The 26,415-nt window shown below is 68.6% G+C and carries 27 protein-coding genes; 12 read left to right on the top strand and 15 right to left on the bottom strand.

The features are described 5' to 3' along the window. Positions 1-15 precede the first annotated feature (15 nt). Positions 16-669, bottom strand: a complete 654-nt coding sequence (gene yczE, locus LR394_RS29080) for a membrane protein YczE (protein ID WP_231447770.1) — start codon at positions 667-669, stop codon at positions 16-18. 98 nt (positions 670-767) lie between these two features. Here yczE and LR394_RS29075 point away from each other — a divergent pair, with 98 nt between their 5' ends. The 7 genes from LR394_RS29075 to LR394_RS29045 all read left to right on the top strand — a co-directional run bounded on the left by LR394_RS29075 (position 768) and on the right by LR394_RS29045 (position 7,749). After that, entirely contained in the window at positions 768-1,565 is a 798-nt protein-coding gene (locus tag LR394_RS29075; RefSeq protein ID WP_231447769.1) for a GntR family transcriptional regulator, read from the top strand. Positions 1,566-1,757: 192 nt separating this feature from the next. Next, positions 1,758-2,879 (top strand): extracellular solute-binding protein, encoded by a 1,122-nt coding sequence (locus LR394_RS29070; RefSeq protein WP_231447768.1) that lies wholly within the window; start codon positions 1,758-1,760, stop codon positions 2,877-2,879. Next, complete coding sequence (locus LR394_RS43290) at positions 2,876-3,778, top strand: ABC transporter permease (protein WP_231447767.1); 903 nt, start codon at positions 2,876-2,878, stop codon at positions 3,776-3,778. The genes LR394_RS29070 and LR394_RS43290 overlap by 4 nt, the downstream gene beginning before the upstream one ends. Beyond that, positions 3,775-4,539, top strand: a complete 765-nt coding sequence (locus LR394_RS29060; RefSeq protein ID WP_231447766.1) for an ABC transporter permease — start codon at positions 3,775-3,777, stop codon at positions 4,537-4,539. Before LR394_RS43290 ends, LR394_RS29060 begins: the two co-directional genes overlap by 4 nt. After that, positions 4,536-5,576: an ABC transporter ATP-binding protein gene (locus LR394_RS29055; protein WP_231447765.1), complete on the top strand. Its 1,041-nt coding sequence runs from the start codon at positions 4,536-4,538 to the stop codon at positions 5,574-5,576. The genes LR394_RS29060 and LR394_RS29055 overlap by 4 nt, the downstream gene beginning before the upstream one ends. Continuing rightward, positions 5,573-6,385, top strand: a complete 813-nt coding sequence (locus LR394_RS29050; RefSeq protein WP_231447764.1) for an alkaline phosphatase family protein — start codon at positions 5,573-5,575, stop codon at positions 6,383-6,385. Before LR394_RS29055 ends, LR394_RS29050 begins: the two co-directional genes overlap by 4 nt. Next, the gene (locus tag LR394_RS29045; RefSeq protein WP_407937148.1) at positions 6,382-7,749 is read left to right on the top strand and encodes an aspartate aminotransferase family protein; all 1,368 of its coding nucleotides are present in this window, start codon (positions 6,382-6,384) and stop codon (positions 7,747-7,749) included. Before LR394_RS29050 ends, LR394_RS29045 begins: the two co-directional genes overlap by 4 nt. Here the strand turns inward: LR394_RS29045 and LR394_RS43770 are convergent, their stop codons facing one another. The 3 genes from LR394_RS43770 to LR394_RS29035 all read right to left on the bottom strand — a co-directional run bounded on the left by LR394_RS43770 (position 7,750) and on the right by LR394_RS29035 (position 9,406). After that, positions 7,750-7,968: a DUF397 domain-containing protein gene (locus LR394_RS43770; protein WP_407937151.1), complete on the bottom strand. Its 219-nt coding sequence runs from the start codon at positions 7,966-7,968 to the stop codon at positions 7,750-7,752. A 141-nt stretch (positions 7,969-8,109) separates the two neighbouring features. After that, the gene (locus LR394_RS29040) at positions 8,110-8,343 is read right to left on the bottom strand and encodes a DUF397 domain-containing protein (protein WP_231447762.1); all 234 of its coding nucleotides are present in this window, start codon (positions 8,341-8,343) and stop codon (positions 8,110-8,112) included. Positions 8,344-8,533: 190 nt separating this feature from the next. Beyond that, positions 8,534-9,406 (bottom strand): helix-turn-helix domain-containing protein, encoded by an 873-nt coding sequence (locus tag LR394_RS29035; protein WP_231447761.1) that lies wholly within the window; start codon positions 9,404-9,406, stop codon positions 8,534-8,536. Between the two features lie 450 nt (positions 9,407-9,856). Between LR394_RS29035 and LR394_RS29030 the strand changes: the two genes are divergently transcribed. After that, positions 9,857-10,030 (top strand): hypothetical protein, encoded by a 174-nt coding sequence (locus LR394_RS29030; RefSeq protein WP_231447760.1) that lies wholly within the window; start codon positions 9,857-9,859, stop codon positions 10,028-10,030. A 97-nt stretch (positions 10,031-10,127) separates the two neighbouring features. Here LR394_RS29030 and LR394_RS29025 read toward each other — a convergent pair whose 3' ends face one another. After that, positions 10,128-10,949 (bottom strand): SDR family NAD(P)-dependent oxidoreductase, encoded by an 822-nt coding sequence (locus tag LR394_RS29025; protein WP_231447759.1) that lies wholly within the window; start codon positions 10,947-10,949, stop codon positions 10,128-10,130. A gap of 59 nt (positions 10,950-11,008) precedes the next feature. On the opposite strand from LR394_RS29025, the gene LR394_RS29020 reads away from it, so the two are divergent. Beyond that, positions 11,009-11,362: a MerR family transcriptional regulator gene (locus LR394_RS29020; RefSeq protein WP_231447758.1), complete on the top strand. Its 354-nt coding sequence runs from the start codon at positions 11,009-11,011 to the stop codon at positions 11,360-11,362. Here LR394_RS29020 and LR394_RS29015 read toward each other — a convergent pair. The 7 genes from LR394_RS29015 to LR394_RS28985 are packed head-to-tail and all read right to left on the bottom strand — an operon-like array spanning position 11,357 to position 19,125. Continuing rightward, entirely contained in the window at positions 11,357-12,667 is a 1,311-nt protein-coding gene (locus LR394_RS29015; RefSeq protein ID WP_231447757.1) for an NtaA/DmoA family FMN-dependent monooxygenase, read from the bottom strand. The genes LR394_RS29020 and LR394_RS29015 overlap by 6 nt on opposite strands. Next, the gene (locus LR394_RS29010) at positions 12,664-13,497 is read right to left on the bottom strand and encodes an ABC transporter ATP-binding protein (protein WP_231447756.1); all 834 of its coding nucleotides are present in this window, start codon (positions 13,495-13,497) and stop codon (positions 12,664-12,666) included. The genes LR394_RS29015 and LR394_RS29010 overlap by 4 nt, the downstream gene beginning before the upstream one ends. Beyond that, positions 13,490-14,305 (bottom strand): ABC transporter ATP-binding protein, encoded by an 816-nt coding sequence (locus LR394_RS29005; RefSeq protein ID WP_231447755.1) that lies wholly within the window; start codon positions 14,303-14,305, stop codon positions 13,490-13,492. The genes LR394_RS29010 and LR394_RS29005 overlap by 8 nt, the downstream gene beginning before the upstream one ends. Continuing rightward, positions 14,302-15,129 carry an ABC transporter permease gene (locus tag LR394_RS29000; protein ID WP_231447754.1) on the bottom strand — a complete coding sequence of 276 codons (828 nt, stop codon included), beginning with the start codon at positions 15,127-15,129 and terminating at the stop codon, positions 14,302-14,304. The genes LR394_RS29005 and LR394_RS29000 overlap by 4 nt, the downstream gene beginning before the upstream one ends. Beyond that, positions 15,129-16,172: an ABC transporter permease gene (locus LR394_RS28995; RefSeq protein WP_231447753.1), complete on the bottom strand. Its 1,044-nt coding sequence runs from the start codon at positions 16,170-16,172 to the stop codon at positions 15,129-15,131. The genes LR394_RS29000 and LR394_RS28995 overlap by 1 nt, the downstream gene beginning before the upstream one ends. 22 nt (positions 16,173-16,194) lie before the next feature. After that, the gene (locus tag LR394_RS28990) at positions 16,195-17,718 is read right to left on the bottom strand and encodes an ABC transporter substrate-binding protein (RefSeq protein ID WP_231447752.1); all 1,524 of its coding nucleotides are present in this window, start codon (positions 17,716-17,718) and stop codon (positions 16,195-16,197) included. Positions 17,719-17,757: 39 nt separating this feature from the next. After that, on the bottom strand, positions 17,758-19,125 hold the full coding sequence (locus LR394_RS28985) for an NtaA/DmoA family FMN-dependent monooxygenase (RefSeq protein ID WP_231447751.1): 1,368 nt from the start codon (positions 19,123-19,125) through the stop codon (positions 17,758-17,760). 265 nt (positions 19,126-19,390) lie between these two features. On the opposite strand from LR394_RS28985, the gene LR394_RS28980 reads away from it, so the two are divergent. Continuing rightward, a complete protein-coding gene (locus LR394_RS28980) occupies positions 19,391-20,287 on the top strand; it encodes a LysR family transcriptional regulator (RefSeq protein ID WP_231447750.1) in 897 nt (298 codons plus the stop codon). Beyond that, the gene (locus LR394_RS28975; protein WP_231447749.1) at positions 20,288-20,803 is read left to right on the top strand and encodes a cupin domain-containing protein; all 516 of its coding nucleotides are present in this window, start codon (positions 20,288-20,290) and stop codon (positions 20,801-20,803) included. 21 nt (positions 20,804-20,824) lie between these two features. Here LR394_RS28975 and LR394_RS28970 read toward each other — a convergent pair whose 3' ends face one another. Further along, positions 20,825-22,021 (bottom strand): glycosyltransferase, encoded by a 1,197-nt coding sequence (locus LR394_RS28970; RefSeq protein WP_231447748.1) that lies wholly within the window; start codon positions 22,019-22,021, stop codon positions 20,825-20,827. A 147-nt stretch (positions 22,022-22,168) separates the two neighbouring features. On the opposite strand from LR394_RS28970, the gene LR394_RS28965 reads away from it, so the two are divergent. Next, entirely contained in the window at positions 22,169-23,500 is a 1,332-nt protein-coding gene (locus LR394_RS28965; RefSeq protein WP_231447747.1) for an MFS transporter, read from the top strand. Here the strand turns inward: LR394_RS28965 and LR394_RS28960 are convergent. Continuing rightward, positions 23,451-24,962, bottom strand: a complete 1,512-nt coding sequence (locus LR394_RS28960; RefSeq protein ID WP_231447746.1) for a GGDEF domain-containing protein — start codon at positions 24,960-24,962, stop codon at positions 23,451-23,453. The two genes, LR394_RS28965 and LR394_RS28960, sit on opposite strands and share 50 nt — an antisense overlap. Positions 24,963-25,074: 112 nt before the next feature. Beyond that, a complete protein-coding gene (locus tag LR394_RS28955; protein ID WP_231447745.1) occupies positions 25,075-26,415 on the bottom strand; it encodes an NtaA/DmoA family FMN-dependent monooxygenase in 1,341 nt (446 codons plus the stop codon).

The following is a 26,415-nucleotide window of genomic DNA, read 5'->3' as shown; positions in this document are numbered from 1 at the left end:
CGCCGGACCAGGCGCTCAGCCTCGAGCAGTGCCCACAGGGGAAAGCTTTTCGACGTCGTCCGGAACCGTCTGCGCGGAATTGCGCCAGGCGAACAGCGGGATGAGCGGGTGAACCAGCGGCCCGATCGCAAAGGTGGCCACCACCGTTCCCACGCCCAGGTTCCCGCCGAGCGCCCAGCCGACACCGACCACCGAGACCTCGACGATGGTGCGGGCCTTCCAGATCGGCAGGCCGAAGCGCTCGTGCAGGCCGACCATCAGGCCGTCGCGGGGGCCAGTGCCGTAGCCCGGGCCGATGTAGCAGGCGGTGGCCAGGGCCAGGAGGAGCAGACCGAGGGCGAAGACGGCGATCTGGGCGGGCAGCGTGGTCGGTTCCGGCACGACGGCGAAGGTCAGGTCCGCGAACGGGCCGATCAGCAGCACGTTCAGCACGGTTCCGATGCCCGGGCGCTGGCGCAGCGGGAACCACAGCAGGAGCACCACGAAGCTGGTCAGAACGGTCAGGGTGCCGAAGGACAGCGGCACCAGGTTCTCCAGGCCCTGGGTCAGGACTGACCAGGAGACCACGCCGACCGAGGCCTGCACGATCAGAGCTGTGGCCACGCCGTAGAGGAACAGGCCGATCAGCAGCTGGATCAGGCGCGAGGCGTGGGCGCGGAGAAATGGCACCGAAACATCATCGCCGTGATTGGCCTTGCCATCGATAGCCAATTTGGGGTCACTGGCTGTCTGCCAGCAGAGAGCACCCGGGCACCTATCATGTGCCGATGCCCGACATCTCCCCCGCGGACGACCCACTGCCCCAGGCCTCGGCTGCGTGGACATCCTTGCGGGCCAGGCTTTCCGGGATCACGGACCAGCCGCCGCATCGCATCGTCGCCGACGACCTGCGCGAGCGCATCGCCTCCGGCGAGCTGAGCTCCGGTCAGCGTCTGCCGGCCGAGCGGCCGCTGGCTCTGGCGGTCGGGATCAGCCGGATGACGCTGCGCCGGGCCATCGAACTGCTCGAGGCGTCTGGGCACGTGGTGCGTACCCCAGGCACGCGGGGCGGCGTGCGGGTGTCCGGACCGCGCTCCAGCGTCGACATCACGGACATGGCCGGGCTCGGCGCGCAGTTGCTGCGCTCGGCCCGTCGGGTGACATCGCAGGTGCTCGAGGCCCAGACCCGCGGGCCCGACGCCGAGACCGCAAGCGCCCTCCGCCTGGAACCCGGCGAACTGGTGCATCACGTGGTCCGTGTGCGCATCGCCGATGACGTCCCCGTGGTGCTGGAGCGGTCGAGTTTTCCGGCCACGCTCTTTCCCGACCTGCTGGATCACGACCTGGACGGGTCGATCTACGCCCTGCTGCGTGATCACTACGGTTCGGCTCCCACGGTCGCCTCGCAGGAACTGGCCGCGCGCCTGCCCGACCCGGCGGATGCCGGCCTGCTCGATCTGCCTGCCGAGGAGCCGGTTCTGGGGGTGACCCGCACGGCTTCGACCGCCCGGGGCGTGGCGGTGGAGTTCTCCCGCGATCTGTTCCGTTCGGATCTGCTCCGCATCACCGTCAACGGACGTCTCTGACGTAACCAACCACGTCCATTGGTCTAGACCGATCCAATGGCCTAGACCAATTGGGACGCTATCCGACAGCCGTTCACCGTCGGGACATACAGGCTGGTCAGAGTTAGGGCCGCCGGGCCGCACCGAAGCGCCCGCACCGCGCGGAGCCGTCTCAGGCTCCCCCTCAGCTTCTTCTCTGCCCAGGAGTACCCCATGTCCCGCCTGCTCAGCCGGCGCATGTTCACCGCCTCTGCCCTGACCGTCGCCGCCCTGGCCCTCAGCGCCTGCGGGGGCAGCGCCGACGCCGCCTCCGACCGGGAGATCGGCACCGACCTCGAAAGCATCGCTCGCCTGGCCAAGGAGGAGAAGAAGGTCGCGCTGATCGCCTACCCGGAGAACTGGGCGAACTACGGCGAGTCGTTCAAGGCCTTCACCGCCAAGTACGGCGTCGAGGTGGAGGTGGCCAGCCCGAACGCCTCCAGCGCCGAAGAGCTCACTGCGGTCAAGAATCTCAAGGGCCAGAAGACCCAGCCGGACGTGCTCGACATCGGCTTCTCGTTCACCGGACCGGCCGTATCCCAGGGTCTGGTCAGCAGTTTCACCCCGTCTCTGGCCGACGAGGTGCCGGACAACCTCAAGGACCCGGACGGCAACTGGCTCGGCGCGTACTACGGCGTGCTCTCGATCGGCGTGGACGCCAACAAGGTCGACGTGCCCAAGACCTTCCAGGACCTGCTCGACCCGCAGTACAAGGGCAAGATCGCGATCGGCGACCCGCGCGACGGCGCCTCGGTGCTGGCCGCGGTGACCGCCGCCGCGCTGGCCAACGGCGGCTCGATGGACGACATCACCCCCGGCATCGAGTTCTTCCAGAAGCTGGCCGATGCCGGTCAGCTGGTCAGCAGCAACTCCGCGTCGCAGTCGCTGACCACCGGCGAGGCCGCGGTCACCTTCGACTGGAACTACAACTACTCCGGGATCACCGAGGAACTCACCGCTTCCGGTGTGGACCTGCAGGTTTCGGTGCCCTCCGACGGCGTGTTCGGCAACCTGTACGCCCAGCCGCTGACCATCGACAGCCCGCAGCCGAACGCCGGCCGGCTGTGGATCGAGTGGCTGCTCAGCGACGAGGGCGCGAACATCTACGCCACCAGCGGCGCCGTCCCGGCCCGGCTGCAGGCGATGAAGGAGGCCGGCACCCTGAGCAAGGAGGCCGAGGCTGCCCTGCCGCCGGCCGAGATCCTGGAGAACATCAACTTCCCGAGCATCGCCCAGGGTGAGGCCGCAAACCAGAGTGTGGCCGACGGCTGGGCCGCCGTGGCAGCCGCGCTGTGAGTTCGGCCCTCCACGACGTCCGGGCCACCACTGCGGTGGTGGCCCGGCGCGTCCCGAACCTGACTGCGCTGAAGCACCTTGCGCTGGCTCCGTACGTACTGCTGCTGATCGTGTTCCTGGTCGTGCCGTTGCTGGCCAATGTCTGGACGGCGGTGCACGACTCCGAGGGCAACTGGTCCTCGAGCGCGTTCCAGAAGGTGCTGGAACCGCAGTATCTGTCGAGTTTCCGCGACACTGCCCTGCTCTCGGCCACGACCGCGATCCTGGGCGGGATCCTCGGCCTGGTCCTGGCCTGGGCCCTGACCGGCGACCAGGTCCCCCGACGGCTGCGCGATGCCCTGCTGTCCTTCTCCGGGGCCGCCTCGCAGTTCGCCGGTGTACCGCTGGCTTTCGCGTTCATCGCTGCGCTGGGCACCCAGGGCCTGGTCACCACCACCGTGCACGACGCCACCGGCTGGCAGATCACCGACACCATGCGCCTGCAGGACTTCTGGGGCCTGACCCTGGTCTACCTGTACTTCCAGACGCCCTTGATGGCCATCCTGGTCCTGCCCGCCATCGCCGGCCTGCGCCGCGAATGGCTGGAGTCCGCGCAGAGCCTGGGTGCGGGGCGGGCCCGCTACCTGTGGGACATCACCCTGCCGATCACCGCCCCGGCGGTCGCAGGCGCCGTCCTGCTGCTGTTCGCCAACGCTTTCAGCGCCTACGCCACGGCCTACGCGATCAGTGGCGGCGGCGCCAACCTGGTCGCCGTGATGATCGGGTTCTTCATCTCCGGCAACGTGCTGCTCGACGAGTCCTTCGCCGCGGCCCTGGTCACCGGCATGGTCCTGGTGGTCGCGCTGGCCCTGCTCGGACGCTGGCTGCTGCTGCGCCGCACCACGAGGTGGATGCGATGAGCCGGTTCCTGCGCACCGCGGTCCTGGTCCTGGCCGCCCTGCTGTTCGCAGTGCCGCTGGTCTCCTCCGGGGTGTTCGGGTTCAGCCTGCCCACCACCGGCTGGACGCTCGACCCGCTGCTCGGCGCGGTGCAGAACTCCCAGTTCCGCGACCAGCTGCTGGCCAGCCTGACCCTGGCCCTGCTGACCACGCTGGCCGCCCTGGCCCTGCTGATCCCCACCCTGCTGCACCTTCACCTGCGCCTGCCCCAGGCCCTGCCGGTGGCCGAGGCCCTGTCGGTGCTGCCGATGGTGGTGCCGGCCGTGGCCCTGGTCAACGGCGCCAACCTGACCTTCCGGGCCACCGTGCCCGGCTTCCTGACCAGCATGTACAGCCTGGTGCCGTTCTACGTCGTGCTCACCCTGCCGCTGGTCTACCGCTCCCTGGACGCCGGGTTCCGGGCGATCGACCTGCGAACCCTGGTCCAGGCCAGCACCAGCCTCGGCGCCGGCCCGATCCGCACCCTGCTGCGGGTCGTCCTGCCCAACCTGCGCGCCGCCATGCTGACCGCCAGCCTGCTCTCGGTCACCCTCGTGCTCGGCGAGTACGCCCTGGCCACCCTCCTGCTGCACAACACGTACCCGGTGTTCCTGGCCCAGACCGGCCAGGACAGCCCGCACGCCGCGGCCGCCCTGGCCGTCCTCACCCTGCTCGGCACCTGGCTGCTGCTGAGCGCCTTCTCGCTGGCCGGGCGCCGGCCCCGAACTGGAGCGACCACATGACCAGCACCCCCGTCCAGCTGCAGGAGGTGGTGAAGCAGTTCTCCGGGCGCACCGTGCTCGAGAGCATCGACCTGAACGTGCACGGCGGCGAACTGCTCGCCCTGCTCGGCCCTTCGGGCTGCGGCAAGACCACCGCCCTGCGGATCATCGCCGGATTCGAGCGCGCCGACGCCGGCCGGGTCCTGATCGGCGGCCGTGACGTCAGCCGCGTGCCGGCCAGCCGTCGCGGCGTGGGCATCGTCTTCCAGGCGTACTCGCTGTTCCCCCACCTCAGCGCCGAGCAGAACGTTGCCTACGGCCTCGCGGTACGCGGCCTGCCGCGGCGCGAACGCCGCAAGCGCGCCGGCGAACTGCTGGAGCTGGTGGGCCTGGCCGAGCACGGCGCCAAGTTCCCGCACCAGCTTTCCGGCGGTCAGCAGCAGCGGGTGGCTCTGGCGCGGGCCTTCGCGGTAGAGCCGAGCGTGCTCCTGCTGGATGAACCTCTTTCGGCGCTGGACGCTTTCGTGCGTCAGCAGCTGCGCGAGGAGATCCGCCGGGTTCAGCGCGAGGTCGGCACCACCACCGTCCTGGTCACCCACGACCAGGAGGAAGCCCTTTCGATGGCCGACCGGGTGGCGGTCATGCACCAGGGCCGCTTCGCCCAGATCGGCACCCCTTCAGAGATCTACCGCACCCCGGCCAGCTCCTTCGTCGCCTCCTTCGTCGGGGTGGTCAACCGAGTACCGGCCACGATCAACAGCAACGGACGTGTTGGCGTCCTGGGTGCGGAACTCACCACCAGCAGTGCGCACCGGGGAGAAGCCACTGCTCTGCTGCGCCCCGAAGACCTGCAGATCCAGCCCGATCCCGAGGGAAGGGCCCTGGTGACCGGAACCACCCTGCGCGGTGCGATCACCAGCATCGAAGTCACCTGGCAGGACACGCCTGTCCGGGTCGACGTCCCGACCGGCACCGCCACCCGTTTCAGCGCCGGTGACCGGGTCCGGATCACCCCTGCCGTCGACAACGTTCTGGTAGAAAAGGAAGCCGCCGCATGAACACCCGCAAGATCCTGCTCGTCGGCATCGACGGCCTGCGCGTCGACGAAGCCCTGGCCGGAGCCGCCCCGTTCCTGGCCAAGTTCCGCCACCAGGGCAGCCTGGCGCGGATCCGGATGGAGGTCCCGACCATCTCCGGGCCCGGCTGGTCCAGCCTGCTGCACGGTGTCCCGCACGCTCATCACGGCGTGTTCGACAACTCGTTCGTGGGTCACCGTCTGCACCACAGCGCCGACCTGCTGGCCCGCGCGCACGCCCTGAACCCGAGGACCACCACCTTCGCGGCCGCGGGCTGGCCTCCCCTGGTCGACCCGCTCAGCCCTGGCCCGGTCATCGGCGCCCGCCCCGACCAGCAGCGACACGGCCTGCACCAGATCGTCGTGCGCGACGGCGAGGTCTACGGCTACCGCTGGGCCGACCACGAGATCGCCGCCGCGGCCAGGCATGCCGTGGCGCAAGGCCCCGACGTCAGCTTCGTGTACCTCGGCGAAGTGGACGAGGCCTCGCATCTGCACGGCGCCACCAGCGCCGAGAACGCCGCCGCCGTCCTGCGGGTCGACGCCCATCTGGAGAACATCGCCGCCGCGGTCACCGCCCGCGCCGAAAAGCACGCCGAGGACTGGCTGGTCGCGCTCACCACCGACCACGGGCACGTGGACGAGGGCGGCCACGGTGGCTCCGAGGACATCGTGACCGCCTCGTTCCTGCTCTGCGTCCGGATCGGCTCGTCCGCGCAGACCGCGCTCCCCGAGACCATCTCCGCCCACGACGTCCAGGCCATCCTTCTGAACCACCTCACCACGCCATGACCAGACGCTCAACCATCATGGACAGCAACAGCTTCCGGCCCGCCGACCGGGACCAGCTCGCGCAGCAGACCCGCGAACTCACCGACCGCCGCGCCCAGCTGCTGGCCGGCTCCTACCGCCTGTTCTACCGCGAGCCGGTGCATCTGGTCCGCGGGCAGGGCCAGTACCTGTACGACGCCGACGGCCGCCAGTACCTCGACCTGTACAACAACGTCGCCAGTCTCGGCCACTGCCACCCAGCCGTCGTGCAGGCCGTCACCGAGCAGATGCAGCAGCTCAACACCCACACCCGCTACCTGCACGAGCGAATCCTCGACTACACCGACGACCTGCTGTCCACCTTCCCCGCCGAGAAGGACTGGCGGGCCGTGTACATGTGCACCGGCTCCGAGGCCAACGACCTGGCCCTGCGAGTGGCCCAGGCCCACACCAGCGGTGAAGGCGTCATCGCCACCGCCGAGGCCTACCACGGCACCAGCGCCCTCACTTCCGCCGTCTCCCCCGCCCTCGGTTCCGGCCAGCCGATCGCGCCGACCGTACGCCTGGTCCCGGCCCCTGACACCTACCGGACCGGAATTGCCGACATCGGAACCTGGTTCGCCAACCAGGTACAAAGCGCCATCGACGACCTCCGCGCCCACAACGTCCGTTTGTCCGCTCTGATCCTTGACCCCTTGTTCTCCTCCGACGGTGTACTCCCCGGCACCCCAGGCTTTCTCGCCCCCGTGGTGGACGTGGTGCGCCGCAACGGCGGGCTGATCATCGCCGACGAGGTACAGCCCGGTTTCGGACGCACCGGCGAGAGGTTCTGGGGTTTCGCCCGGCACGGCTTCGTTCCCGACCTGGTCACGCTGGGCAAGCCGATGGGCAACGGGATGCCGGTCTCCGGCCTGGTCGGGCAGGCCGACGTCATGGCCTCGTTCAGCGACCGGCTGCCCTACTTCAACACCTTCGGCGGCAACCCGGTCTCGATGGCCGCGGCTCAGGCCGTTCTCGACACCATCCGCGCCGACAACCTCCAGGAACACAGTCTTCACGTCGGCGAGCTCACCCGTCAGGCTTTACGGGACGTCGCGGCCCGACACGAGGTACTCGGCGACGTCCGCGGCGTGGGTCTTTATACGGGCGTCGAACTGATTGAGGACGCCGACGGCCGGGTTCCCGACGCCGGGCTGGCTCTGGATGTGGTCGAGAACCTGCGACGACAGGGTGTGCTCACCTCAACCGCGGGCCCGGACGGCAACGTTCTCAAGCTCCGCCCGCCTCTGGCCTTCTCCTCGGGCAACGTGGACTGGCTGGCCGGCGCCCTGGACGCGTCAGTTCACGAGGCAGTGACCAACCGCAGGGCGAGGGCGGGCAGCTGATCAGGAGGGCGACGACGGCCCATCCATCTCGCCGCCGCGAGCGGCGTGCAGGAAGACTTCCCAGGCGGACGGGGAACAGGTCAGGAGGCCGCTGTCCGGGTTCTTCGAATCCCGGAGAACCACTGATCCGTCCGCCCGAGCGGCCATCTGAAGGCAGCCATTCTGCGCTGAGGCTGACGCTTTGATCCAGGTCAGACCGCCAGGAAGGGAATCACTCATGATCACTCCACGCCCTCCGCGCCGGAGCAAACACTCGCTGTCCAGGCCCCGGCTCCCAGGCGCCAGGGTAAGCGACATATCACGCCCTGACCATTGACCCCAGGCCCGGGTGCAGCAGGCCGTACCCGGGCGGGCGGAAGGTCAGTCGTCGGCCGGTAGCAGGAAATCAAACTCCCCGTGGGCCAGGCCGGCCAGGAAGGCCCGCCACTCGGTCTCGGTGTAGGCAAGATGACCCGCCTCGGGGTTCTTGGAGTCCCGGACGAGAATGCCACCGTCCGGTGCCAGCGCCGCCTCGACGCATCCGTTGGGCCCGGAGAACGAGGCCTTCCGCCAGTCCAGACCTGCCGAGTTCGCGTTACTGACGGCGCGTGCCACGATGACCCTCCACGACTCAGGGTCACCCTCTGATCGGGACCCGTCTCCACGCTGGCATCGATCAACCAGCTGAGACGCCGGAGAGCGAGCCCCGGAATTCACCCGGGCGGGGCAATGCTCCCATCTGCCAGCGGTAACAAAAATCGCCTGATCATCTGATTTCGCATGATCCTTCGGGCCCGGGCCGGCATCAGTTTCTGCGCATCATCGCCCGCAGGAACTGCACCGAATCGCTCGGGTCGAGAGCGGCCGACCGGACGTGAGACAACACCCGCTTGTGCAGTTCCAGCTGCCCGGCTCGCCGCAGGAACTCCTGTCCCCGCAGCGTGTCGAAGTAGAGAACGTCGGTCACCTGCTCCTGCGGCAGGGTCAGCGCGGTGAAGGGCCCGGCCGGGCCCGCCACCACGCCCTTGTCCAACGGCAGGATGTACAGCGAGAGCCAGGGCTCCTGAGCCACTTCCACCAGCCGGGCCACCTGCTCACGCATCACATCGGCGCCGCCGACCACCCGATGCAGGGCCGCCTCGTCCAGGATGACGCTGTACTCGATCTCCGGAGCCCGGGCCACAAGGTGAGCCCAGCGCAACTCGCGCACCTTGATGCGCTCGTCGTTCTGCTTCTTCGAGGGTGTGCCCTTCAGGTACAGCCACACCACATCGGCGAAGTAGTGATGCGCGTAGGCGCGAGTCTGCAAAAGGGCCGGGATCGTGGTGTTCTCGAACTGCTCGATCCGGCCGGCCGCCTCTTCGTAGCCGATGAAGGCCGCATAGTCGTCGTTGATGACGTCGTATTCTTCCCACCAGGCCGTCGCCCGTGCATCGGCCACCAGTGCCGCAAGCTCTTCGACCCGATCGGGATCATCGACTCCGTAGTAGCGGCAGAGTTCGCGCACGTCACGGGCGCGAGGGATCCGTGAGCCGGTCTCGATCCGGCTGATGGTTGCGGCAGAGACCTCGAGCACCTCGGCGGCATCGTCCAGCGTTCTGCCGGCCGCCGTCCTGAGCTGCCGCAAGGTGCCCGCCAATTCGGCCTTGCTCACCAGAGGATTGGTCGGTCCGCTCAAGAGCTTCGCCCCTTACCACCGAAAGTGGGCATCAACTACTCTTCGTAGGCGCAACTTGCGTTTGGTGCGTCTTCAAACAGCAATGTTTGGTTTTGTACCTTGCCCAACGCAAGCTTACAACGCACTATGTGGATTAGCGGGGTATCGGTAGATCTGGGCGGAGAGCGCCTGGTCTCGGCGGCCCGACTCACCTCGCTCCGAGGAGGTGATGCCCGGCGCACCCGCCGAATCGCTGCTGCTGCTCATCGGACCCGACCTCAACAGGGCCGATGCCGGCGGCAGCCTCCCAACAAAGCGCTGGGCCCGTCGACGCTGCAACGTCCGGGCCCAGCTGACCTCCGCAAGGGAGCCTTCAATGTCCAACTGTACTCCAGCCCTCTCAACTGAGCAGAGGCTGAAACGTCCTGATACGCGACGGAGACCGCACCCGGCCCGACGTAGCGAGCACAGATGGGACGCCGGACGATGAACGACGTCTTCCTCACCAGCCTGTTACTGGCCGGCATCGTGTGCATCATGTGGCGCGAAATGCTGCAACTACTGGTCGTTCTCGGGGCCACCACCATCTGCCTGGCAGTGGTCTTCATGGTGGTGGGGATCCAGTCGGTGACCCAGGCCTCGTAGATCCCGGCCGCAGCCGGACCGGGAGCCTTCATGGGCGAGCGTTTCGCCCATGAAGGCGCTCGACGGTGAACTGGTCGACAGCCCTGCGCGCAGTCCGTCAGGCCGCCTCTAGCAGCTTTTCGGTGCGGCTCCAGAGCTCTTGCGCCAGGTGGGCATCCGAGGCCTGGGGGCTGGTCTTCTTGGGCAGCTTGTCCACCACGTAGTACTCCCCCGGCTCCCAGCCCACCCCGTCGATGTAACGGACCAGGGTCTTGCCGCCGTCCTCGACCTTGGCCAGGAACTGCCGGCCGAGCCAGGTCTGCCACAGGAACCGGGTCGGGCTGCTGGTGTCGCTGCCCATGTTCGTGGCCACGTTGCCCGGGTGGAAGCTCACGGTGCGCAGGCCCTGGGCGTGGTGGCGTCGGTGCAGTTCGCGGGTGAACAGGATGTTGGCCAGCTTGGCGTCGCCGTAGGCCTTGTCCGCGCTCCACTTGCGCTCGTTGTTCAGGTCGTCCAGGTCGAGGTGCCCGAAGATCCGCGAGGCCTCGCTGGAGGTCTGCACCACCGTGGCCCTGGAGGCCAGCAGCTTATCCAGCAGCAGGGTGGTGAGCAGGAAGGGCGCCAGGTGGTTGACCTGCATGGTCTTGTCGAAGCCGTCGCGGGTGGTCTCGTGCCGGAGGTTCTGGCCGGCGTTGTTGGCCAGGACGTCGATGCGTGGGTAGGCCTCGGCGAGTTCGGCGGCCAGGCGGCGGACGTCGGCGAGGTTGGCGTAGTCGGCCAGGTGGTAGGGCGCGCCGATGGCCTCGGCCACACGGGCGGTCTTGTCCGGTGAGCGCCCGACCACCACGACGTGTTCGCCGCGGGCGGCGAGTTGCTGGGCTGCGGCGGCGCCGATGCCGTCGCTGGCGCCGGTGATGATGATGGTGCGTGGTGTCGTCATGTCGGCCACGTTAGAATCTGACACGGATGTGAGATTCAAGGGCTTGTGGCGGAGGCAACATGCGGATCGGGGAGCTGGCCGAGCGGACCGGGGTGAGTGTGCGGTCCTTGCGGTACTACGAGGAGCAGGGGCTGCTCTCCAGTGAGCGCAGTTCCGGCGGGCACCGGCACTACACCGAGCACGAGATCGACCGGGTGGAGTACCTGCAGCGCCTGTATGCGGCCGGGTTGTCGAGTCAGACGATTCTGCGGGTGCTGCCGTGCCTTGAGTCGCCGAGCCAGGCCACCAGTGATGCGGCGTTCGAGCAGCTGGTCGTCGAGCGGGACCGGTTGCAGGCTCATATCGCCGGCCTGAGCACCACGCTGGCCTCGCTCGACGAGCTGATCGCGCTCAATCGGGCCAAGCGCTCATAGGGCGTACCGGTTTTCCGGAATCGGCAGGCCGAGGTGCCCGCGGAGGGTCTCGTGCTCATACTCCTTGCGGAACAGGCCGCGTTGCTGCAGCAGTGGCACCACGTCGGCGGCGAAGCGTTCCAGGTCTTCCAGGGCACGGAAGCGCAGGTTGAGGCCGTCGGCGGCCTCGGCGGTGAACCAGTGCTCGATCGCGTCGGCCACGGTGGAGGGGTCGCCGGTGAACGGTGAGGGCTGGTAGGACGTCAGGGTGTCGACGACCTGGCGCAAGGTGAGCCCTTCGGAAGCCGCTCTTTCGACGATCGCCGCGCCGGACGTCCGTCCGCCTTTCTCTGACAGATGCGCCACGTCGGGGAAGGGTGCGTCCAGGTCGTGCTGGCTGAAGTCGTAGGCGCCGAAGCTGCGGCCGAGGAAGCCGAGTTTGCGGTCGAAGTCGTTGTCCTCGTCGTAGATCTCGCGGGATCGGCGATGGGCTGCCTCGTCGGTGGAGGCCACGACGGGTGAGGCGCCGGTGAAGATGAGGACGTGTTCGGGGTCGCGGCCGAGCGCAGCAGCCCGGCGTTTGATGTCCTGGAAGTAGGCCTGGGCTTCGGTCAGGGAGCCACCGGGGGCGTAGATGCCCTCGGCGACCTGGGCGGCGAGGTTGCGGCCTTCTTCGGAGACACCGGCCTGGAAGATGACGGGCTGGCCCTGGGGTGAGCGGGAGATGTTCAAAGGCCCGGCCACGTCGAAGTGTTCGCCGTGATGGTTCAGCGTGTGCAGCTTCGTCGCATCGAGAAAGCGTTCAGGGTCGGCGAAGGCGTCGTCTTCGTAGGAGTCCCAGAGCCCGCGGACCACCTGGACGGCTTCCAGGGCGCGGCCGTAGCGGGTGGCGTAGTCGAGGTGTTCGTCCAGGCCGTAGTTGCGCGAGGTGCCGGTGTCGAAGCTGGTGACCACGTTCCAGGCGGCGCGGCCCTGGCTGATCAGGTCCAGCGAGGCGAAGCGGCGGGCCAGGTTGAACGGGGAGTTGTAGGTGGAGCTGGCGGTGGCGACCAGGCCGATCCGGCTGGTGTGGGTGGCCACTGCCGACAGCAGGGTGAGGGGTTCGAGGCGGTTGAGGTAGTGCGAGGGGTAGTCCGGGGTGATGAACTGGCTGTCCACGATGAAGAACGCGTCGAACAGGGCTTGTTCGGCGATCTGGGCCTGGCGGATGTAGTGCTGGATGTCGATGCTGGCGTTCTTCGGCACCCGTGGGTCTTTCCAGAGGCCGTGCTGCCCGGGACCGCCTACGCCGTAGGCAGATACGGCCAGGTGCAGGGATCGGGTCATGCGGGAACCTCTTCCAGACGGGAGCGAAGTGCCTGTCGTTCGGCCCGGGTGGCGGGGGCCGCGTGCAGGGTGGGGACCGAGCCCAGCAGCAATTGGGTGTAGGCGTGCTGCGGCTGACGCAGAACCGTTGCCGTTGCGCCTTGTTCGACCAGTGCGCCCTGGTAGAGCACGGCTACCCGGTCGGCCACGCCGGCCACCGAGCCCAGGTCGTGCGAGATGAAGATCAGGCTGGTTCCGGAATCCCGGAGCTGCTTGATGATCTGCAGCACCTGCACCCGGTTCGCCGCGTCCAGAGCCGAGACCGGCTCGTCCAGAATGATCAGCCGGGGCTCGACCACCAGAGCCCGGGCCACGGCCACCCGCTGGCGCTGGCCACCGGAGAGTTCGGCCGGGCGGCGGGGCAGCAACTCGGCATCCAGATTCACCCGCGCCAGCTGCTCCTGCACCAGCGACAGCGCCGAACTGCGCGAATCTCCACGCAGAAGAAGCGGTTCCAGCAGAGACTCCTGAATGGTGAGGTCCGGGTCCAAGCTGCGCAGCGGATCCTGGAACACGTACTGCACCACGCCGCGCCGCCGGAACGCCCGCCACTGCCGTTGCGAGTAGCCGGTCACATCCTCGCCGTCGATCAGGATCCGCCCCTGGCTGGGCGAGACCAGGCCGAGCACCGAGCGGGCCAGAGTGGACTTGCCCGAGCCGGTCTCGCCGATCAGGCCAACCGCTTCGCCCGGGCCGACCTGCAGAGAAACACCGGTAAGAGCCTGATGACGCTTGCGGCGCAGTCCGTAATGGACCTCCAGATCGCTGACCTGCAGGACGGGTTCAGACATCGGCTGCCTCCAGGAACTTGTCGAGCCCGTACTGCTCGTGCTCGCGGATCAGCAATTGCGTGTACTCGTGCTGCGGCTGGTGCAGCACCTTGGCGGTGGGGCCCTGCTCCACCACGTCACCCGAGCGCATCACCAGGACCTCTTCGCAGAGCTGGGCCACCACGGCCAGGTCGTGCGAGACCACCACCAGGCCCAGGCCGATGCTCTGGCGCAGATCGCTGAGCAGGTCCAGGATCTCGGCCTGCACGGTGACGTCGAGGGCGGTGGTGGCCTCGTCGGCGATCAGGACTCGAGGCTCGAGGGAGATGGCGGCGGCGATCAGGACGCGTTGCTGCATACCGCCGGAGAGTTCGAACGGGTACTGGTCGTACACCAGGTGCGGATTGCGCAGGTGCACCGCGGCCAGCAGTTCCAGTGCTCGGGAACGGGCTTCGCGCCGTCGCAGACCGGCCTTGACCCGGAGCACCTCGCCGATCTGCGAGCCGATGGTCAGTGACGGGTTGAGGTAGGAGGCCGGGTCCTGGAAGACCGCGCTGATCGTGGAGCCGCGCAGTTGCGTCCACTGTTTGGAAGAAAGCCCGCTGATGTCCGAGCCCGCGATCGAGATCGAGCCGGCCGACACCGAAAGCCCTTCGGGCAGAATGCCCAGCGCCGAGCGGCAGGTCAGGGTCTTGCCGCTGCCGGACTCCCCCACGATCCCGACCACGCCACCGGGCTGCAGGTCGAACGAGACCCCGTGCACCAGTTCCTGGCCGTTGAAGCCGTTGGTGATCCGGACGTCCTTCAATGACAGCACTGACTCGCTCATCGGGCCCTCTCCACGACTGGCCTGCCGGAAACGTCCCGCAGGGCATCGGCCATCAGGTTGCAGCCCCAGACCGTGCCCATGATCAGCAGCGCCGGCACCACCGGAGCCCACGGCTGGTAGTCCAGGTACCCCAGGTCCGAGGCCAGCAGCCCGCCCCAGGTCGGCGCGGGCGGCTGCACCCCGACGCCGAGGAAGGTGAGGCTCGAGACCACCACGAAGCCGACGCCGATGGTCTGGGCCAGGGCGATCCCGATCGGCGGCAGCACCTTGGCCCACACGTGCCGGCGCACAACCTGCCCGAACGAGGCACCCGAGATCAGCGCGGCTTCCACGTACTGCGAGCGCGCCACCGTGAGGGTGGCCGCGCGGGAGACCCGGAAGAACAAGGGTGAGACCAGCACGCCGACCGTGAGCATGGCCTGGGTGATCCCGTTGCCCAGCAGCGCGGTGACGGCCACGGCGAAGACCAGGAACGGCAGCGAGATCAGCGTGTCCACCAGGCGCAGCGCCGTCCATTCGAACACCCGGCCCAGGTAGACCGACAGGATGCCCGGCAGGACGCCGACCGCCATGGCCATCAGCGCCACCTGCAGGGAGCCGATGATGCTGGTGCGGGAGCCGTCGAGCAGCCGGCTGAGCACGTCGCGGCCCAGGTAGTCGGTGCCCAGCCAGTGCTGCCAGGACGGTCCGGTCAGGGTTTCCGGATTGGCGGCGAGCGGGTCCTGTGGGGCGATCCAGGGCCCGAACACCGCCAGGAACAGCACCAGGCCGAGAATGGTGAAGGCGATCTTGCCGGTGGGCAACGCCCAGATGCGCTGCAGCATCACACCCCCCGTTGCGAGGCCGGGGTCAGACGCCCGAGCACGATGTTGACGATCAGGTTGAACACGACCACCAGCACGATCGAGACGACGAGGACGCCCTGGACCGCGGGCACGTCGCCGGCCTGGGCGGAGTCGTTGGCGAAGCGGCCGAATCCCTGCAGCCCGAAGATCCATTCGGTGACCACTGCGCCGCCGATCAGGGCCGGGAACTTCAGCCCGAGCACCGCCAGGGTGGGCCCGATGCCGTTGCGCAGCACGTGCCGCAGGAAGATCCTCCGGGGGCTGAGTCCTCGGACGGCTGCTCCGATCACGTAGTTCTCCCGGTAGGCGGCGATCAGGCCGCTGCGCAACTGCCGGGCCACGTCGGCCACCACGTCCAGGCTCAGGGCCAGGGCGGGCAGCAGGATGTGCGAGAGCCACGGCCACAGACCCAGCTCGAGCGGGACGTAGCCGGAGGCCGGGAACCAGCCGAGGCCGACCGCGAACACGGTGACCAGGACGATGCCGACGACGAAGGCGGGCATCACCGAGAACACCGTCATCACGGCGGTGATCGTGCGGTCGATCCAGGTCTGCGGTCTGAGCGCGGCCAGGGCGCCGAAGGCGAAGCCCAGGGTGATGCCGATGACCAGGGCCAGGGCGGCCACCGACAGGCTGATCCCGATGCCCATCCCGATCAGGTCGGCCACCCCGGCGCCGTTGGACCAGCTGTTGCCCAGGTTGCCGCGCAGCATGTCGCTCAGCCAGGTCCAGTACTGGGCCAGGAACGGCCGGTCCAGGCCCCACTGCTCCTCGATCCGGGCGATCGCCTCGGGGGTGGCCTGCTCGCCCAGCTGCATCCGGGCCGGGCTCAGGCCGCTGATCGAGCGCAGCGCGAAGGTCACGAAGGTGGCGACCAGGAACACCGGCACGAAGATGGCCACCGACTGGGCGATCACCACCAGGATCCGCCCGATCACCCGCTGGGCCCGCACCGCCGCATCCGCGGTGCGGGCCTGAGGTACGGCCGGCGCGGTGACCGGGGAGACCGTACTCACGGCCATCGCTGTTCTCCAATCTTGTTCATCAGGAGATCTTTACGCCGGTCCAGTTGATGTGCCCCGGGTTCTTCGGCAGCTGCGAGATCGACGGGTCCTTCACGTACACGTTGGGCTGGGAGAAGGTGAACACCAGCGCCTCGCTGGCCAGACCCTCCCGGGTGGCCTTCTGCAACGTTTCGGCGTAAGCGGGATCCTCGAGAGGGGTTTCCCGCACCGCGGCCACGGCCTTCTCGAAACCCTCCGGCTCGTAAGGCGTGCTGAGGTTCAGCGGGCCGTTCGGGCCGAAGTGCGCGGTCAGGGTCTGCAGCGGCGAGTCCCGCCCGGTGGTGCCGTACAGCGAGGTGACCAGGTCCTTGGCGAAGAACGGGGTGGCCCAGTTCTTGTCGATCTTGATGGTGACGGTGATCCCGATCGCCGCCAGCTGCGACTGCACGATCTCGGCCGAGGCGTCCTCGTCCGGGATCACCAGGTCGATCTTCAGGTCGTCCCCGGAGTACTTCGACTCTGCCAGGGCGGCTTTCGCCTTGGCCACGTCGTAGGGCCACAGGTCGGCCGAGTCCGGGTCGTAGGCGATGTACTCCTCGGGGAACGGCTGGGTGGCGATCGTGCCGTAGCCGAACGTCAGCTTGTCCACGAACTCCTGGCGGTTGATCGCGTGACGCACCGCCTCGACCACCTTCGGGTCGTCGAACGGCTTCTTGTTCACGTTCAGGCTCAGGTTGGAGGCGTTGTAGCCCGGCTGCACGAACACGTCCAGGCCGGCCCCCTCGGCTGCCTTGGCCTGGCTCGGGGCCAGGTCGGCGAAGTTGTACACGCCGGTCTGCAGGCCCGAGACGACGGTGGAGGGGTCGGGCGCGGAGACCAGCTCCACCTTCTCGATGTGGATGTTCGCGGCGTCCCAGTAGTCCGGGTTCTTCTCCAGCACGGCCTTGGTGCCCGGGATGATCTGAGTGACCACGAACGGCCCGTGCCCGACCGGGTTCTGGTCCAGCGCCTTCGGGTCGGCCGCGGCCTTCGGGCTGGCCACCTGCAGCACCCGTTCACCGAACAGCAGCGGGATCTGGTAGTCGACCTGGCTCAGGTGCACCACCGCGTCCAGATCGCCCTCGGTGGTGACTTTCTCGATCGAGGTCAGGTCGCCGAACAGAGCCGAGTCCTCCTGGTTCTTGGCCCGCTCGATCGCCTGTTTCACCGCCTCGGCGTTCACCGGCGTACCGTCGCTGAAGGTCAGGCCCTCCCGCAGGTGGAACGTGACCTGGTCGCCCTTGTCGTTGTAGTCCCAGCTCTCGGCCAGGTCAGGCACCGCGTTGCCGGCGTCGTCCACGCGGGTCAGCGAGGCGTACACCAGAGCCAGATGACGGAACTGGGCGCCGCTGCCACCGACCACCGGGTCCCAGTGGGTCGGGAAGTACGACGAGGCCCATTTCAGGGTGGCCGAACCGGCGGACGCGGCCGAACCGGAGCCACCGCAGGCCGCCAGCACCGCGCCCAGAGCAGGGGCGGCGAGCAGACCGCCCAGGAACGAGCGACGGCCGAGCGTGGAAGTCATGGGGTTCCTTACGAAGTTCGAGAGGTTCAAAGAGCAGGGTCAGGACAAGAGGACGGGGGCCTCGGCCTGGGCGGCACGGGCTGCGGTATAGCGGTTCTCGGGAACTACAAGACCGAGATTGCCGCGCAGCGTGCTGGATTCGTACTCGCTGCGGACCACGCCGCGCTCGCGCAGGATCGGCAGCACCTGCTCGGTGAACCGGGCGAACTCGACCGGCGAGTTGACGGTGATGTTGATCCCGTCGAACCCGCCCGCCTCGAACCAGCGCTGGATCTCGTTCGCGACGGTCAGCGGCGAACCGACGAAAGGTGATCGGCCGGAAGCCAGCTGGTGCTCCACGACCTGCCGCAACGTCCATTGCTGGGTCTGGGCCAGCCGAGTGATCGCCTCGGCCTGGGTCCGGAAACTGAGCGCTCCGGCCGCCGCCACCGACGGGAACGGCGCATCCAGGTCGTACTGGCTGAAGTCGTGCCAGCCGAACGGGCGGCCCAGTTCGGCCAGCGCCTTGTCGAAGCTCTTGGCGCCCAGTTGGGCATCCTGCCGGGCCCGGGCTTCCTCGTCGGTGTCGGCGATGATCGGGAAAATGCCCGGCACGATCAGCACCTGGTGCGGATCGCGGCCCTTGGCCGCTGCGCGCTCACGGATCTCGGTGCGGAACGCGATGGCCTGTTCCAGGCTCTGGGCGTGCGTGAAGATCGCGTCGGCGATGCTGGCGCCCAGGTCACGGCCCTCTTCGGAGTCGCCGGCCTGGAAGATCACCGGCTGTCCCTGCGGGGTGCGCTCGATGTTCAGCGGCCCGATCACGCCGAAGTGCTCGCCCTGGTGGTCCAGGGCATGCAGTTTGGTGCGGTCCAGAAATTGCTGACGCTCGCGGTCCCGGGGCAGGGCGTCGGCCTCGTAGGAGTCCCACAGTCCCTGGGCCACCCGCACGTGTTCCAGCGCCCGGCCGTAGCGAGTGGCGTAGTCGAAGTGCGCGGCCCGGCTGTAGTTGCCCGCCGTTCCGGCATCTCCACTGGTCACGACGTTCCAGCCGGCCCGGCCGCCGCTGATGTGATCCAGCGAGGCCAGTCGCCGGGCCACGTTGAACGGCTCGTTGTACGAGGTGGTGAGGGTGCCGACCAGGCCGATGTGCTCGGTGTGCACGGCGATCGCGGACAGCAGGGTCAGCGGTTCCAGCCGGCTGAGGTAGTGGTTCGGGGAGTCCGGAGTGATGTACTGGCTGTCCACGATGAACACGTGGTCGAAGCGCGCCGCCTCGGCCTCCTGGGCCCGGGCGATGTACCAGCGCACGTCCACGCTGGCGTTGGCCGGGATGTTCGGGTCGAGCCAGGTGTGATGCTGGCCGGGACCGCCGACGCCGAGCAGGACGGCGCCGAGTTTGAGCTTGCGTTCGGCTTTTTCGGGCATGCGAGGAGAACCCTTCTGGCTGCGAGAACACTGGTGGGGACGCCCGGCGATCGCCGGGCCGTCACGAGGGCGAGCTCAGCGACAGAGCGCCGATGAGCCTCGGGAGTGATCGAGCCATCGACAGCTCGTGAGATCCACAAGGGCCGTCCGGGTCATGTCCATGAGCATCCGTGACCGTTGGTGCCCGTGTCCAGACGCTCGGCGGTGATGCTTTGTGATGAAGACCCATCACGAATCCGAATCATTCTCTAGTATTCTTGTAGACATGAGTCAGATCCTGGACATCGCCCCGCTCCGCAGTTTCGTCACCGTGGCGGACACCGGCGGTTTCCAGCGCGCCGCCACATCACTGCACCTCAGCCAGGCCGCAGTGAGTCAGCACGTGCGCAAACTGGAGAGCGCCACCGGCGCCGCCCTGGTCGAACGGCACGGCCGCGGATCCCGGCTGACCGCCGACGGCGAGCGCCTGCTGGCCCAGGCCCGGCGGATCCTCGCCCTGCACGACGAGACGCTGCGCAGCTTCGGCCGGCGCACCACCGAGGCCGTGGTGATCGGCTCCACCGAGCACGCCGCCGCGCAGCTGCTGCCCCACCTGTCCGCCCAGCTCGCAACCACTTTGCCGGACCTGCACATCCGCTTCCGGCTGGACCGCGGCACCAAGCTGCGCGAGGGCCTGGCCGAGGGCCGGGTGGACCTGGCCCTGCTGCTCGGCCCGACCGACGACCAGCGCGCCACCAAGGTCGGCGACCTGGCCCTGACCTGGTACGCAGCCCCCACCTGGCAGCGCCCGGCGGCGCCCTCGCCGATCCCGGTGGTGGCCTTCGACCAGCCCTGCGCCCTGCGCACCCGGGCCCTGGAAACCCTTGCGGAAAATGCCATCCCGGCTATGGTTAACGCCGAAGCCATCCAGCTGGCCGGAGTTCAGGCGGCGGTCGGGGCCGGCCTCGGCGTTGCGCTGATGGCCACGCTCGGGCAGACCCCCGAAGGCCTTGCCCCGCGCCCTGACCTGCCCACCCCCAAGCCGTTGCCGCTGTCGGTCTGGTCCCGCCAGGGCCTGCCGGCGCGCACCGCCGCCCCGGTCGCCGAGGCCCTGCGCCAGCTGCTGAGCCGCCAGTCGCTGTTTCCGCATTACCCCGAAGTCGAGTACGCCCAGGGAGCCTGAATGTCCGCGGTCCACCTTCCTTCCAGCGAGCATGGCGGCGAGCCGGTCCGCACGCCCAGCGGCGTTCTGCTGCCGCCCGGCATCGACCCCTTCCACACCCGCCTGCACGGCATCGCGCCCTCGGCCCTGATCGGCCAGACCACGCAGACGTCCGGCATGAAGCGGCTGGAGGCGATCAGCGGCAAGACCGTCGGCGCCCAGCACCTCTGGATGGGCCAGACCCACGTCCCGGCGCAGACCAACTCCGGCAACCATCATCACGGCGCCTCCGAGACCGCGATCTACGTGGTCTCCGGCAACCCGGTCTTCGTCTTCGCCGACCTCGACGGCCCGGAGCCGGTCGAACGCCGGATCGAAACCTCCCCTGGCGACTACGTCTTCGTCCCGCCGTGGGTCCCGCACCGCGAGGAGAACCCCGACCCGTCGCAGGAAGCCCTCGTGGTGATCGCCCGCACCACCCAGGAAGCCGTCGTGGTCAACCTCAACGCCCTGGACTGGTCCGAAGTGTCCCTGTAGTTACCGTGTTCTCCCCCGCGATCAGGCGACGCCCAGTTCCCGAGCCGCCACGAGCGTCCCATCGGTCTTGATCTGACCGGCCATCTCCTGGGCCCGCCGGGTCATGCCGAGAGCCCGGTTCAGCGCTTCAGCGAGCGACTCGCTGGTCGGAACGCTGCCTTCGTGCGCCACTCCGATACCGAGTTCGGCCACCCGCCGGGCGAAATGGGGCTGGTCCACCACCTGCGGGACGATCACCTGGGGCGTACCGGCCCGGGCGGCAGCGGTGGTGGTTCCGGCGCCGCCGTGATGCACCACCGCGGCAACCCGTGGGAACAGCTTCTGCTGATTGACATCTCCGACCACGAAGCAGTCGTCGGCCTCGTCGATCGCCTCCAGCCCGGCCCATCCCTTGGCCATCACCAACCGCCGCCCCTGCTTTCGAGCAGCTTCAACCGCAGCCCGGGCCACCTCGGCCGGGGCGTTGCCCATGGCCATGCTGCCGAAGCCGACGTAGACCGGTTCCTGGTCGGCCTCGAGGAACGCTTCCAGCTCGGCCGGGAGCGGACGGGTGTCGGGCAGGATCCAGGCGCCGGTCTGCAGCACGTCGAGCAGGTCCGAGGGCCGCCACGGGGAGAGCACCGGATCAACGGCCAACCAGGGACGCTTGTTCAGGACGTACGCCCGAATGCTCGGTACCGGCGGCAACCCTACCGAAACGCGATGGTCGTTCACCGCCGCGCCGAAGATCACGTTCATGCTCTCCGCGTCGTGCTTCCACAGCTCGCGGTTGTCGGTGACGTCCGGAGGCAGCGGCCGACCCGGGTAGGCCACCGGCGGCTGGTACGGCGAGGGCATCGTCACCGGCTGGAACGCCACCAGGTGGAACGGCAGGCCCAACTGGTCGGCCACAGTGCGGGCCCCGGCCGCGGCCGGCATCAGGCCGCTGCCGATGATCACGTCGGCCTTCTGCGCCACCTCGAGCACGGCCTCGTACTGCCGGGACGTGACCTTGCGAGCCCGTTCCGGCAACGTGATGTGCGGGTTCGCCTTAGCCTCGGCAATCAGCTCCTTCACCGCCATCCCGGCCGCCACCATCTCCACCCCGGCCCGCTCCAGCAGAGCCCGGAACTCGTCCTCCGGCGGGGCGCACACCACCGCCTCCACGCCCAGTTCCTGCAGCGTGACGGCCAGAGCGGCCATCGGCTCGACATCACCCCGCGACCCGTAGGTCGACATCACAACGCGCATATTGATCCCCCAGAAGTTCGGCTACAGCCCGAGATTCTGAGGGTCGACCGGGGCCTTGCCGCAAGGCCCTGGTCGCGCTATAACCTGAAACCGGAGGGGCCGTCGGGTCCAATGCCGCCGATATGGTCATCGGCGATGAATACTCCCGTTACGGACATTCCGCTTTCCCCTCGCGTCCGCGCGGGCTACGGCCTGGGGTCGGTGACCACCGGATCGTTCGGCACGGTCCCGGGTCTGATGCTGCTGCCCTACCTGACCGACACGCTCGGCGTCGCGGCGGCGCTGGCCGGGCTCATCGTGTTCCTGCCGAAGGCCTGGGACGTGGTCCTGAACCCGATCGTCGGCCGGATCAGCGACCGTTCCACCGATCCGCGGGGCCCCCGACGTCCGTTCCTGCTGCTCGGTGGTCTGCCCCTGGCGTTGTGCTTCGCGTTGCTGTTCGCCGGGCCGCCGCTGGGATCTACCGCGCTGGATGCGCTCTGGGTCCTGGTGATGTTCCTGCTCTGCGCCACGGCCTACGCGTTCTTCCAGGTTCCGTACATGGCCATGCCGGCCGAGATCACGGATTCGTACCACGAGCGCACCCGGCTGATGAGCTGGCGGGTCGGCATCCTGGCGTTCACCATCATGCTGGCCGGGGCCAGTGCTCCCGCGGTGCGCGACGCGTTCGGCGGGCAGTCGGGCTACCGGGTGATGGGCGTGCTGATCGGTGTTCTCCTGCTGCTCGGGGTGATCGGTTCCTACCGCGGTACTCGCACGGCACCGATCCGGACCGCGTCCGAGAGCGCGGGGACGATGCGCGAGCAGCTCCGGCTGATCTCGTCCGACCGGGCGTTCCGGCTGCTCCTGATCGTCTTCGTGGTTCAGGCCCTGGCTTCCAGCACCATGCTGGCCTCGGTCGACTACGCGGCCCGCTGGGTGTTGGAGGACGAGGGGGCAGCCACCGCGCTCTTCGTCTGTTTCGTCGGGCCGGCGCTGTTGCTGACTCCGGCCTGGGGGCGTCTTGGTCAGCGGCTGGGTAAGCGACGGGGTTACCTTCTGGCCTCGCTGGTCTGGATCGCCGCCACGCCGCTGCTGTTCTGGGCCGGCTCCTCGGCCACGTGGTGGGTGTACACCGTGGCCGCGCTGGCCGGGATCGGGTACTCCGGCATGCAGCTGTTCCCGATGGCGATGATGCCGGACATCGCGGCGCAGGACGCGCGCCGTTCCGGAGACAACCGCAGCGGTGTCTACACCGGGATCTGGACCGCTGGGGAGACGCTCGGAATGGCCCTCGGCCCCGGCCTTTATGCCTTGGTCCTGGCCGTCGGGCACTACCGCTCCGCCGACTCGTTCGAGACGATCGCCCAGCAGCCCGACTCGGCGCTGACCGCCGTGGCGCTCGGGTTCTCCCTGCTGCCGAGCCTGCTGGTGGCGCTCAGCCTGATTCCGCTGTTGCGTTACCGGGAACCTCAACAGCTTCCATGACCATCCCTGGGGCGGCGAGGCAGACCCGATCCCGGCCGCCGTCCTTGGCCTCGTACAGGGCCTGGTCGGCGCGGGAGAACACGGCCTCGGCCGACTCCAGCCCGTCCCACTGGGCCACGCCGGCGGAGAAGGTCTGCCCGGCGGGCGTGACGGCACGCATCGAGTCAACCAGCGCGGCGGCTGCTGTCAGATCGTGCCCGAGGGCCAGCAGGACGAACTCTTCGCCGCCCCAGCGCCCGAGCATGGCCGCCCGTCCTTCGCCGACGTCAGCCCGTTCGGCCTGCATCTGCTCACGCCAGGCGGCTGCGGCGGTGACGAGCAGGCTGTCTCCGGCCTGATGCCCGTAGGTGTCGTTGAACGCCTTGAACCGGTCCAGGTCCAGAATGCTGACGCACAGCGGCAAACCCTCGGTACGCGCCCGGGTCTGCATCCGCTCCAGTTCCGCATCGCTGGTACGCCGGTTGGGCAGACCGGTCAGGGCGTCGGTGCGGGCCAGGTCGGCCAGCTTGGCGGTCTGCGCGTCGAGACGTCGCAGCAGGCCGGACATGCGCCAGACCACCAGCAGGAACAGCACCACCGAGGACAGGGCCACCGCCCACGCGGCCTGGCGCAGACCGAAAGCCAGTTGCAGCAGCAGGGTGCCCGGGGCCACCAGGCTGGCCAGGGTCAGCGCGACCAGCCGGCTGCTGGTGAAGCGGGTGCCACGATCGCTGGTCGTGCCGTCGGTGAGATGCCGCATCGAGGGGTGCAGCGCCGCCGCCGCGAAGCAGACGTAGCTCAGCAGCCAGGGCAGCGTGATCGCACCGCCGGTGTACACCTCGGTCATGCTGGTGTACTGGTAGGCGCAGTCGGCCAGCAGGAGCAACGAGTTGCCGGCCACGAGCCAGCGGAACGACGCGCTGCGAGCGCCCTTCGTGGTGAGCAGGCGCACGAGCAGGGCCAGCAGAAGGACGTCGCTGAGCGGGTAGGCGGCAGCCAGCACCCGTTCACTCATGGTCTCCTCGGCCGCCTCCAGCCCGGGCCGCATCAGCACCACCCAGCTGATCAGCCCCGCGCCGACGGTGAAGATGGCCGAGTCGATGAATCCCTCGCGGTCGCGCTCCCCGCGCCGGGCCCGGACGAAGCACCAGAAGCCGGAGGCGATGAGCACGTAGCTGGTGAGGTAGAGCGCGTCGGCCGGCGACGGGAACGGAGAGATGTGCAGGATCCAGGTGTAGACGGCCCAGAGCACGTCCGCCGCGGCCCACACCACCACGCCTACGGTGACCAGCCACCAGCCCCGCGCCGTGGGCGGCCGGTGGCGCCGGATCCCGACCACCATCATCCCGATGCACCCGAAGGTGATCGCGGTGTACAGCACGTCGTGCGCCAACCCCGCCGGCATCAGGACGCAGACCGACGACAGCACCACCCCTACACCCAGATGCAGGCGTAGGAGGCCGTCGTCGCGCAGCGCACTCACCTCTCGTGCGTCGACGCTCCCGGGAACCAACTGATGCCGACGCACTCGTTCGGCTCAACCCCGACGGTCCTGCCGCCTGAGCGCACAACTCAGGCGGCCCGTCCGTCGATTTTCAGGCCGGGTACTTCAGCCCCAGGTGATCGCGCAGCGTCGAGCCTTCGTAGTCGGTGCGGAAAACGCCACGTTCCTGCAGCAACGGGACGACCTGGTCGACGAACGGCGCCAGGCCGTCCGGGGTGATGTGCGGGACCAGGATGAACCCGTCGGAGACGTCGTCCTGCACGAACCGGTTGATCGTCTCGGCGATGGTGGCCGCCGAGCCGACGAAGGTCTGCCGGCCGGTGACCTCGATGACCAGGTCGCGGGCCGAGAGCTTCTTGGCTTCCGCCTTCGCGCGCCACTCGTTGGCCAGGGCCACCGGGTCTTTCGCCAATTGACGGACGCTTGCGCGGCCTTTGGCGATCAGCTCACCTTCCACGACGGGATCGAAGGACGGGAGCGGGCCGTCCACGTCGAAGTCGGACAGATCGGTGTTCCAGAGTTGCTCGATGAAGTTCCGGGCCGTCGCCGGCGATACCTGGGCTCGGCGCACCTGGTAGGCGAGCTCTTCGGCCTCGGCGTCGGTGTCGCCGAGCACATAGCTGGCGGCGGGCAGGATCAGCAGGTCCGAGCGCTCGCGGCCGAATCCGGCCAGGCGGCCCTTGACGTCCTCGTAGAAGACCTTGCCCTCGTCGTAGGTGGCGTACCGGGAGAAGATCGCGTCGGCCTGGGCGGCGGCGAAGTTACGGCCGTCCTCGGAGTCGCCGGCCTGGAAGATGACCGGTCGGCCCTGCGGGCTGCGCGGGACGTTGAACTGGCCCTCGATGTCGAAGAACCGGTCCTGGTGCCTGAACCGGCCGGGTGCCGCGGTGTTCAGGAACTGGCCGGATGCTGCGTCGGCGACGATCTCGACGCCCGACCAGGAGTCGAACAGCTCGGCCGTGGTCTGCAGGAACGTGCGCGCCCGCGCGTAGCGGTCCTCCTGGGCCAGGTAGCCACCGCGCCGGAAGTTCTCCCCGGTGAACTTGTCCCAGCTGGTCACCACGTTCCAGGCGGCCCGGCCCTCGGAGAGATGGTCCAGGCTGGCGAACTGCCGGGCCACCTCGTAGGGCTCGTTGAAGGTGGAGTTGATGGTGCCGGTCAGGCCGAGCTTCTCGGTCACCCCGGCCAGAGCGGCCAGCACGGTGAAGGTGTCCGGGCGGCCGACCACGTCCAGGTCGTAGATCTGGCCCTTCTGCTCCCGCAGGCGCAGGCCCTCGGCCAGGAACAGGAAGTCGAGCTTGCCGCGCTCGGCGGTCTGGGCGAAGCGCCGGAAGGAGTCGAACTCGATGTGGCTGCCGGCCGCCGGATCGCTCCAGACCGTGGTGTTGTTGACGCCCGGGAAATGCGCCGCCAGGTGGATCTGCTTGGTCAT

The sequence above is a fragment of the Kineosporia babensis genome (assembly GCF_021129305.1).
GTDB classification, from domain to species: Bacteria; Actinomycetota; Actinomycetes; order Actinomycetales; family Kineosporiaceae; genus Kineosporia; species Kineosporia babensis.
Note: the sequence above shows the minus strand (reverse complement) of the source record. Positions and strands in the feature narration are given on the sequence as shown.